The organism is Cryobacterium sp. MDB1-18-1, from assembly GCF_004402735.1.
In the GTDB taxonomy this organism is placed as follows: Bacteria; Actinomycetota; Actinomycetes; order Actinomycetales; family Microbacteriaceae; genus Cryobacterium; species Cryobacterium glucosi.
The window spans coordinates 1-8,802 of the sequence record NZ_SOFR01000057.1 but is presented as its reverse complement, the minus strand read 5'-3'; the positions used below and the strand labels follow the sequence as shown (position 1 = coordinate 8,802).

Here is an 8,802-nt window from a genome sequence, read left to right as displayed (position 1 = left end):
TGTCAGTCTGGCCTACTCTCCGGGGTGTCGGTGCGGTAGCGGACGAGTAAAACGTTGGCGTCGATTTGGTGCGCGGACGGTTCCTTTGCGCAAGTAGTGACTTCACGTTTTTCGTGTGCTCCGTCACCCAGTTGATCGGCAGTCCTGGCGGGCTTGTGCGTCCCACCCGGGAATGAGGGGACGGGGCTGCTGAGGCGGCGGCTCGTGAGCGACGGACAAATGGTCTTTCTAGAGTTGCGGCCTACGGTTCTGGTGGCGGTTTGGCTCTGCGTCGCCTTCGTGAAGATAATGCGGTGCCGAGAGTTGTGGTGCCAATATTGTGAGTCATCCCGGTGTGGGAGATCGTTCGTGGGCTGGTGGGGCGCCCTCTGCCCGCTGTGGATCGGGCAGAGGGCCGTTGTTTAGTGTCCGCTGGTGTTGATTTTGCCGTTGACGCCGTCGGGGAAGAATCCGCCGGAGGTGGCCTTGTTGGGGGTGAGGTAGGCGATGTTGAGGACTTGGCCGGGGGTGCGGCTGAAGGCGAGCGCGTTCGCGTCCGTGGGGACCAGGTTGGACGTGTCGGCTGTGCCGATGCCTTGGTCAAGGTCCGTGGGCCCGTCGAGGCTGTCTCGGGCGTCGGAGATTTTCTGGATGGTCGGGTAGATCGAGGGGGTCTCCACGCCGAGGGAGTAGAGGGTGGTTCGGATGATGCCTGCGTGGTAGGCCTCAACGGCGAGGAGGCCGGCCGCGGCTTCCAAGTAGGTTCTGTTACTGATGAGGGGTGCGGCACCTTTGTAGGCGGTCACGCCGACGTCTTCGAAGATAAAGGCGCCGAAGAGGAAATTGACTTCGTTCTCGAACACGTCGAAGGTTTCGCCGGGGCCGATGAGTCCCGCGGCGAGGGCTGCGGCGGTGAAGCTGTCATCGAGGTTGAGCGTGGGCCGGGACACCGCGGCGCCACCGAGGGCACTCCGGAGGAAGGCAACGTGGGACTTCTCGTCCGCCGCGATTTCTTGCGCGTACTTACGGATTGCAGGGGTGTCAAAGGGCACGGCGTAGCCGCCGCTGACGTCTCCTTGCTGTCCGCGACCGGTGATCATGTCATCGGGCAGTCCGTTACCTGTCACGGCTTGGAGGTAGAACTCGGCCTCGAGGTATTCCAGGTTCAGGGCGAAGTTCAAAATTGCTGAATCGCTGGGCGCACCACCGTCATCTTTTCGTTCGGTGGCAAGGGCGGGTTGACCGGCGAGGAGCACCGCTGATCCGACACCGAATCCGGCGACTCCTGCTGCCTGGAAGAAGCGGCGCCGGTCTAGGGCATTTTCCGCGCTCCTGCTGATCGCGTTAGCAATGAACTTGTGCTCGAACATGAACGCTTCTCCAACCATCTCGTGTGCTCATGGCGGGCCAGAACCCCTGTCCGCACCCGAAACGGCATGGTGCGTCCAACCTCGCATCACAGCCTGAATGACTCCGACCCTGCGAACGTTACGCTCCGCCCGTGCCGTATAGGAGCTCGCACGGGTTTAGTTTCAAGATACTGAAAACATCAAATAGGCGGCCCTCTCGGCCGGTCAGCCTAGCACCGGCTGCAACCCACCATGGTCCCGGCCTGACGTGCGTGGGAGTATTTATTCGGTTGCCCGGGGCCGGTGGATGTCGGGGTATACGATGCGTTCACTCATTTTTCGTCACAGGGAGGACACCACATCATGCTGGGCAATTTGACTGGATGGCATTTCCTAATCATTCTGGTGATCATTCTGCTGCTCTTTGGCGCACCCAAACTTCCCGGGCTTGCCCGGAGCCTGGGGCAGTCGATGAAGATTCTCAAAAGCGAAATCAGAACGGAACCAGAAGACGACAAACCCGTTTCGTCAGCTGTCACCCCTGAGCCGCGCATAGAGCCCGCCAAGCAGACGGGCGCCACTGGGCCGTCTTCGATGCCATAACCGTCGTGGTCCTGGGCGCCCGGTCTCGGCCCGCCCCCGCGGGGCGGATGACTTTGGGCCAGCATCTTCTGGAACTACGTAAACGCCTGTTCCTCGCAGCGGCCGGGATTCTGCTCGGCACCATCGCCGGCTGGTTGCTCTCCGGCTTCGTCTGGGACGCACTCAGGGAACCGATCTACGCCATCGTTCACGCCCAACACCGAAACGCTCAAATCAACTACCCCGACATCACGTCCGCCTTTGACCTGAAGCTGAAAATATCGGTCTACGTCGGCCTGATCGTGTCCAGCCCAGTCTGGCTCTACCAAACCTTCGCGTTCCTGATGCCCGGCCTCACTCGCACGGAAAAGCGGTACACGTTCGGCTTCTTCTTCACCGCTGTTCCCCTGTTCTTGGCTGGCTGCGCGGCGGGATGGTATGTCCTTCCCCACGTCGTGGAACTCATGACCGGATTCGCACCCACCCAAGACGCGGCCTTCATCAACGCCCAAAACTACTTCGACTTCGTCCTCAAACTCGTCGTCGCTATCGGGATCGCTTTCGTGCTCCCGGTATTCCTTGTCCTGCTCAATTTCGCCGGGGTGATCAGCGCCCACTCCATCATCAAGTCCTGGCGAATCGCCACCCTGATCATCATCTTGTTCACTGCCATCGCGACCCCGGCCGCCGATGTCATCTCCATGTTCCTGCTCTCCATCCCCATGGTCCTGCTCTACTTCACCGCGTACGGCATCGCTGCCCTCCACGATCGTCGCACCGCCAAACGTGCCCAAAACCTCGAGGAAGGACTCACCGCGTGACGCGGCGGGCTGCGCTCAACGAGCGTCGCTTGTCCCGGAAATGTCGGGTCCTGAGAGTCCGGTCGCCGGCGGTGTGATCACGGGTGCCTGCTGGACGACATCTTCCGCTCCCTCCCGCGAAGCGAGCGGAACGTCGGTGGGGGGCTGCACCGGGCTCGGGCTGTGTGGCGGCGTATCGTCACTGTCTAGGAGCGCCTCCCGGATGATCCGGCGGGGATCATACTTGCGGGGATCGTACTTCTTCCAGTCGACGTCATCGAAGTCAGGGCCCATCTCATCCCGTAGCCGATCCGATGCCCCGGACGCCAATACCCGCAACTGCCGCACTACACGGCCCAACATGGCCGCGTAATGCGGCAGCTTCTCCGGGCCCACCAAAAAGACTGCCACCACCCCAACCAGCAACAACTTCTCAAACGTCAAACCAAACATGCGCACACAATAACCCGACCAGCCATATCAAGGGCCGACAGCGATTCGTTCAACATTCGCCTTTGAAATGAGCTGCTGCGCGTGGACTGCTCTGCAGCAGCTCAGTTCGCGATTCCGGGAAGCGCAAAGAAAACATCCATTCCATTGTCGGATCTTTCGGAAGTTCTACTCTCACCAGATTGCCTTTGCCCTCGCCCGCCGCCTCCACGTGCGCTTAGCCGATTTCTTTGCGCCTTTAACCCCGTACGAGCGTCGCCCGCTCACTGAGGGCCACGAAGGCGGCCGGCCGGTGCTTGCTACTGCGGTTAACCGCAGTTATTGCCTCACGACGGCTGAAAACCCACACGCCACGACATCCGGCCTAGGCTCAGCGCCCTTTCACAGGGAGGCTGGGACATCATCGCCGGCCGAGAACATGATCCATTTCGCTAAGGAGCTTCGTGTCCAGAATCCAAGACGGGTCAGGGACCGAGGGCTCAATGATCGTGCCGCCCAGTCACCAAGAACCCATAGGCACCAACAGCAGAGTGCCCAGTCATCGTTCTCGGCGTGGCTGGACGCGCACGCGAATTGTCCAGCTTGCAGCCGTCGTGGCCGCGACAGGGGTCGTCGCCACGATCGTCGTACTCTTTGTCCGGCCGGCGGGGACCCAGTTCCCGTGGCATACGCACATTGTCTCGACCACGTTTTGGGTGGGCGAAGTCTTCGACCCGACTGCCGCAGATGGCAGCCAGGTTCTCTCCACTTATAACTCGCTCTGGATCCAGAGCTTTGGAGGGTGTGACGGAGTTCTCACTGATGGGTCCTGTCAGACCGAGCAGCGCAGTGGCGTCAATGGGTTTTTTCCCAGCCAGATGACTCCGAAGGAGAACCCGTTCTACCTGGATCTTCCCTTCGATGACGTCCACGATCAGACTGCCCTATCCATGCGCCAGAAGGTGATTCCGTGGGCAGGGGAGCCGGCCTACGCAGCGCCTGCGGGAGATCCTACGGCGAGTCTGATGAAGAACAGGTGGGTCAGGATTCGGGCGAACGGGCAGACTTGCTACGGCCAGATCGAAGACGCCGGCCCCGGCAGCTATCACGACTCCAGCTACGTTTTCGGCTCCAACGATCAACGACCCGAAAACCGCAAGTTCAACGGTGCAGGCATGGACGTGTCCCCAGCGCTGAACGGGTGCCTACACTTCACCGACGTCAACGGGGAAACCGACACTGTCGACTGGCAGTTCCTCGCAGCAAGCGACGTCCCGGCCGGTCCGTGGACCGCGATCGTCACGACCAGCGGAACACGCTAACACCACACAACACACCTGGCGCCTGGTGCAGTTCCTCGAGGTGCGTACGTCCGCCCATGATGAAAACTGCACCCGGGGCACCGCCGTGAAGCCCCAGCTATGAGCGATGAGCGGTTGCAGGGCAGGGCGCAACGAATGGGGAGGGTGCGACGATCGCAATAGTCGCGAACGAGCTTGCGGGATTGCAGGAGAACCTCAGTACTTTTGTGAGTTGCCGGAACTGATCGGAGGTCGGTTGGTCATCAGGGGCTTTCGTGGAATTCTGCAGCAGTGAGTTCGAAACTTGATGCCGGGATCAACCGTGCCGCGAGAGTGTCTGTGAGGTTTTGTCATAGGCTGTCCGCGAGGCCTGCCAATTTGGGGTACACGCCAGCTTGATCTCACATGGGGTCAGGGCCAGGGCATTCGTCGTTGTACGACGTTGTAGTGTGTGGCGTTTTCTCTTCGAGGTGGCTGTCCTGCACCAATTGCTGGACCGGCATCAGTTCCATAGCCGTCACGCCCAGCTCGGTGAAGTGCGTGAGAGCGGCAGGGCTTGATAGGCCCGCGTAGGTGCCGCGAATGTTGTCCGGGACGTCAGGGTGGGTCTGGGTGAAGCCTTTGACGTGGACCTCGTAGATCACCGTGTTGCTGAGCTGTGTCAGCGGTGCGCTGTCGCCGGTCCAGTCCAAGTCCGGGTCAGTGATCACGCAGCGCGGCGTAAACCCGGCGGAGTCGCTCGGGTCCAAGTGTTCGGGGTTGTTCTGGTCGTGTCTGAACATTTCCTGGGCCCACGCGTAAGCGCCCTCTACGGCGCGGACGTGGGGGTCGAGCAGCACCTTGAGGGCGTTGTGACGTAGCCCGTTGGCGGGGTTCCAGGGTCCGTGCAAACGGAGGCCGTAGCGCGTACCGATCCCCGCCCCGGGAATCAGGCCGTGGAATACGTGGCCGGTGCGCTCGGCCAGCGGGGTGCGGGTGTCCACGCCCGCGTCATCGAAGGAGCAGAACTCGACCAGGTCGGCCGTCTCGGAATACACCGCCATGTTGATGCCCCCCCGCAACCGGGGTGGCACCCATCGGGTAGGGCAGAGACCGGGATGTGACGGAGCTCATGGGCCCCTTTCAGTTGGAATCGACGCGCTCAGGACGAGAACTGAATCGTCGCCATCACGGCCGAAACACCCCGAAACTGGAGACCACCTATACCGGTTGATGACAACCCGGTATCCGCGGCGGTGCGCGTTTTTCGCAGTCCACGGACACGTGGGGGGTGCGCAGGGCGTGGGCGCTCGGACTGGGAAGAACCTGTGAGGCGTGGTAGTGGTGGGTGCCGGGCGTGAGAAATCGGTCGCGGCGCCCGTCGTAGTTAGTGTCTGTCCCTGTGCATTCGCGTCGGGGAAGAACCGTACTGAAAGGGAGTTCACCGTGACTGGACGCAATACGTTTGTTCGCAGCCTGCATGATGTGGGGTTGGCCGTATGGGCGGGCGGGGCATTGATGGGAGCTGTTGGGCTCAACGGGAGCGCCGCGACGGCGAAGAATCCCCGGGAACGATTGGCCTTGGCCAGTGAGGGATGGAAAAGGTGGGCGCCGGTACAGGTAGCCGCCCTCATCGCCCACGGGGTCGGCGGGGCCGGCCTGATCCTAGGCAACAAGGCGCGTCTGGCCGGTCAGCCCGAAGCGCGCGCGAACACCATCGTGAAGCTGGCGCTCACGGGCGTGGCCGCGGGAACAACCCTGTATTCGGGCATCTTGGGCACGCAGATGAGCAAGCACTCCGGGGAAGCCACCATCGGAACCACCGAAGGCGGTCCCGGCGCGTCCGCGGAACTCGAATCTCTGCAGCGTCAGCAGCGCGTGTTGCAATGGGTGACGCCGGCTCTCACCGTGATCTTGATCGTGCTCGCCGCCCAGCAAGGCGAGCAGCAGCGCCCGATCGCCGGATGGCTGGCACGATTCTCCCACACCTCCCGCTGAACCAAGACCTCCCTGATTGGGCCCCACTGGGGGCCACACTGCGGTGACGCAGTAGCCGCCACAACCGCGCGCAGCTGGCCTGTGGGACGCTTTCCTTGCGAGGGCCAGCGCGCGTTGTTGCTGCGAGACGAGTCGCTGCCGACGACTTGACCGGAGCTTGCGGAATGTGCGGTGCAAGCCACGGAATCTGAGTGCACTGGGTGCACTACCTGGTTGTTATACGGGCCTGCGCATGAAGACATCCGGCACGCTCAGATTTACCAAGGCCGTCACGAGGAGGGTGCGTCCAGCTTGACGCAGGGTGGGAGGCGGGCTTTGGAACGTGCTCTGTTCATAATCGGCAGCACGCCTAATGTCGGTTTGGCGCTCGGCCTTGGTCCGGTCCGCTTTGACGGGGCGGCCCGGACCAACGCAGCGAGGTCCTGCCCGGGTGCCCGGACAGGATTAGTTTTAGGTCGTCCGGCGGCGGTCTGTGACGAGGCCGTAGATCAGCAGCACGACGATGGAGCCGCCGATGGCGAGTAGCCAGGTTTGGATGGAGAAGAAGTCCTGGAGCGGGGCTTTGAAGAGCAGGCCGCCGAGGAACCCGCCGAGGAGGGCGCCGATTACGCCCAGGAGGAGGAATCTGAAGAAGCCCATGGTGGGTGCTCGCTTTCTAGTGTTGGACCGGGTGATCGCCGAGGTGGCGGCACCGGGGGCGGAGCTTTGTGCGGCAGGCCGGAGCCTGCCGCACTGCAGGGTTAGCTTGTGAAGGCGTCCTTGACGTTTTCGCCGGCCTTCTTGACGCTGGCGGATGCCTGCTCGGCGCGGCCCTCGGCGACCTTCGAGTCGTCGTTGGTGGCCTTGCCGATGGCCTCGTTTGCCTTGCCCTTGAGGTCTTCGGCGGCGTTGTTGATCTTGTCGGATGCACTCATCGTGTTCTCGCTTTCTGTGTTCATTGGGGTGCTGCTGGGGGGAACCGGAGCAGGGTGTGCCGGGGAGTTGGAGACCGAACCGGCCAGCGGGTCGGCGGTGTCGTCTGGTTCGTGGATGTCGGCAATGGTGACGTTGACCTCGGTCACGGTCATGCCGATGAGGTCTTCTACGGCCCGGACCACGGCTTCGCGCACGTCTGCAGCAGTTTGCTGCAGGCGAGCTGGGTACTGGGCGACGAGTGTGACGTTGACGACTACGTTTGCCTTTTCAACGTCTACGTCGATGCCTTGGCTTGCATCGGTGCCGTTGATGGTTTCTCGGAGTGCACCGAGCGCGCGCGCCATGCCACCGCCGAGGGCGTATACGCCGGTGACGTCGCGGGCGGCGATGCCCGCGACTTGCGCGATGATGCTCTCGCTGATGAATGTTTTGCCCGCACTGCCGCCCGGGTTTTCAGAGGGCAGGGTCACCGCGGACGGGGACGAGAACGGCATAGTCGCACTCCTTCGCTTCAGCACTATGTAGTCGATGCGGTCAAGTCGTCAGTGTTGCACCGATGTCGTACCCGACGACGGTCACAGTTATGACGTGTGGACTGGCCGATTCGTCACATCGGGTGGCAAAAAATACCCGTGAAGGCCCAGGACCCGTCCGGACACCCGGTTCTCGTCGGATGTGGATGCGCCCGGCGTTCGGCGGTGGTCGAAATCCTACGCACGGGCTCCCGGCGGGTGCAACTATCAGGGCTGGTATCGCGGCGGCGGGGGTTCGGACTGCGGGGCCGGGTTCGTGGTGAAGCTGACGAGCTTGTGGGTGCCGTCGCAGAACGGCCTAATCGCAGACACGCCGCAACGGCAGAGCGCGACGGATGCGCGGGTTCGGGGTATTTCCCCGTTTTCGTTTTGCAGCNGGGGGGGGGGGGGGGGTGTCTGCCCGGCTCATGGTGTGGTTGTGGCCGCCGGCGGGAAACCCGCCTGGGGTGAGGTTCGTAGGGAAGGCTTCCCGTCTTTCCAGGTGGTGAGGATGTGGTCGGCCATCCGGCCGTCCAGGGTCAGGCAGGTGTTGGCGCCGAACGTGATGTCGGCGACGGCGACGGCGACGGCGACGGGGTCGTCGTGGGCGAGGAGCCGGCCAGGTCGCGGCCGGCGATTTGTTCGTGTACGGCATCTGCTTCGACCTGTTCGTCAAAGTATTCGGTGACCGCGTCATCGAAACCGAGGCGTTGGAAACCGTCGGCGTAGAGTCGATTCGAGATCGCGGACGTCATCTCGAACGCCGCCAAGTGCCCCACCAACGCGCCCACAAGGCGACGATTCAACCCGAACAGGGACATCGTGTTGAACGAGGCCAGGGTGATTGCCGGCACCGCGCCCACATACGCCCCGTAACGGTCGTCGAGCCCGACGCCGCGCATCGTGGCGGCGAAGAGCACCGAATACATCCGCTCCACCCGGCCGCCCCCGTACTCGT

The 8,802-nt window shown here is 62.6% G+C and carries 10 protein-coding genes and 1 pseudogene; 4 read left to right on the top strand and 7 right to left on the bottom strand.

Going from position 1 to position 8,802, the window contains the following annotated elements:
- Positions 1–401 precede the first annotated feature (401 nt).
- Entirely contained in the window at positions 402–1,349 is a 948-nt protein-coding gene (locus E3O50_RS14845) for a ferritin-like domain-containing protein (RefSeq protein ID WP_134558613.1), read from the bottom strand.
- Positions 1,350–1,691: 342 nt separating this feature from the next.
- Here E3O50_RS14845 and tatA point away from each other — a divergent pair, with 342 nt between their 5' ends.
- Together tatA and tatC are read left to right on the top strand one after the other, a co-directional pair.
- The gene (tatA, locus tag E3O50_RS14840) at positions 1,692–1,931 is read left to right on the top strand and encodes a Sec-independent protein translocase subunit TatA (RefSeq protein WP_134558614.1); all 240 of its coding nucleotides are present in this window, start codon (positions 1,692–1,694) and stop codon (positions 1,929–1,931) included.
- 47 nt (positions 1,932–1,978) lie between these two features.
- Positions 1,979–2,731, top strand: coding sequence for a twin-arginine translocase subunit TatC (tatC, locus tag E3O50_RS14835; RefSeq protein WP_134558615.1), 753 nt, complete (start codon positions 1,979–1,981; stop codon positions 2,729–2,731).
- Positions 2,732–2,746: 15 nt separating this feature from the next.
- Here tatC and E3O50_RS14830 read toward each other — a convergent pair whose 3' ends face one another.
- Positions 2,747–3,163: a twin-arginine translocase TatA/TatE family subunit gene (locus E3O50_RS14830; protein ID WP_134558616.1), complete on the bottom strand. Its 417-nt coding sequence runs from the start codon at positions 3,161–3,163 to the stop codon at positions 2,747–2,749.
- Between the two features lie 590 nt (positions 3,164–3,753).
- Between E3O50_RS14830 and E3O50_RS14825 the strand changes: the two genes are divergently transcribed.
- Complete coding sequence (locus E3O50_RS14825; protein ID WP_134558617.1) at positions 3,754–4,461, top strand: hypothetical protein; 708 nt, start codon at positions 3,754–3,756, stop codon at positions 4,459–4,461.
- Between the two features lie 380 nt (positions 4,462–4,841).
- Here E3O50_RS14825 and E3O50_RS14820 read toward each other — a convergent pair whose 3' ends face one another.
- Complete coding sequence (locus E3O50_RS14820; protein ID WP_134558618.1) at positions 4,842–5,483, bottom strand: hypothetical protein; 642 nt, start codon at positions 5,481–5,483, stop codon at positions 4,842–4,844.
- 382 nt (positions 5,484–5,865) lie between these two features.
- Here E3O50_RS14820 and E3O50_RS14815 point away from each other — a divergent pair, with 382 nt between their 5' ends.
- Positions 5,866–6,417, top strand: coding sequence for a hypothetical protein (locus tag E3O50_RS14815; RefSeq protein ID WP_134449841.1), 552 nt, complete (start codon positions 5,866–5,868; stop codon positions 6,415–6,417).
- A 450-nt stretch (positions 6,418–6,867) separates the two neighbouring features.
- Here E3O50_RS14815 and E3O50_RS14810 read toward each other — a convergent pair.
- The 4 genes and pseudogenes from E3O50_RS14810 to E3O50_RS14795 form a co-directional block, all read right to left on the bottom strand.
- A pseudogene (locus E3O50_RS14810) lies at positions 6,868–7,038 on the bottom strand (GlsB/YeaQ/YmgE family stress response membrane protein); the annotation flags it as partial.
- 119 nt (positions 7,039–7,157) lie between these two features.
- The gene (locus E3O50_RS19405) at positions 7,158–7,826 is read right to left on the bottom strand and encodes an Asp23/Gls24 family envelope stress response protein (protein WP_134558620.1); all 669 of its coding nucleotides are present in this window, start codon (positions 7,824–7,826) and stop codon (positions 7,158–7,160) included.
- Between the two features lie 246 nt (positions 7,827–8,072).
- Positions 8,073–8,240, bottom strand: coding sequence for a CDGSH iron-sulfur domain-containing protein (locus E3O50_RS14800; RefSeq protein WP_134564576.1), 168 nt, complete (start codon positions 8,238–8,240; stop codon positions 8,073–8,075).
- Between the two features lie 143 nt (positions 8,241–8,383).
- The coding region (locus E3O50_RS14795) for an iron-containing redox enzyme family protein (RefSeq protein WP_134564575.1) at positions 8,384–8,802 on the bottom strand (419 nt) is incomplete at its 5' end.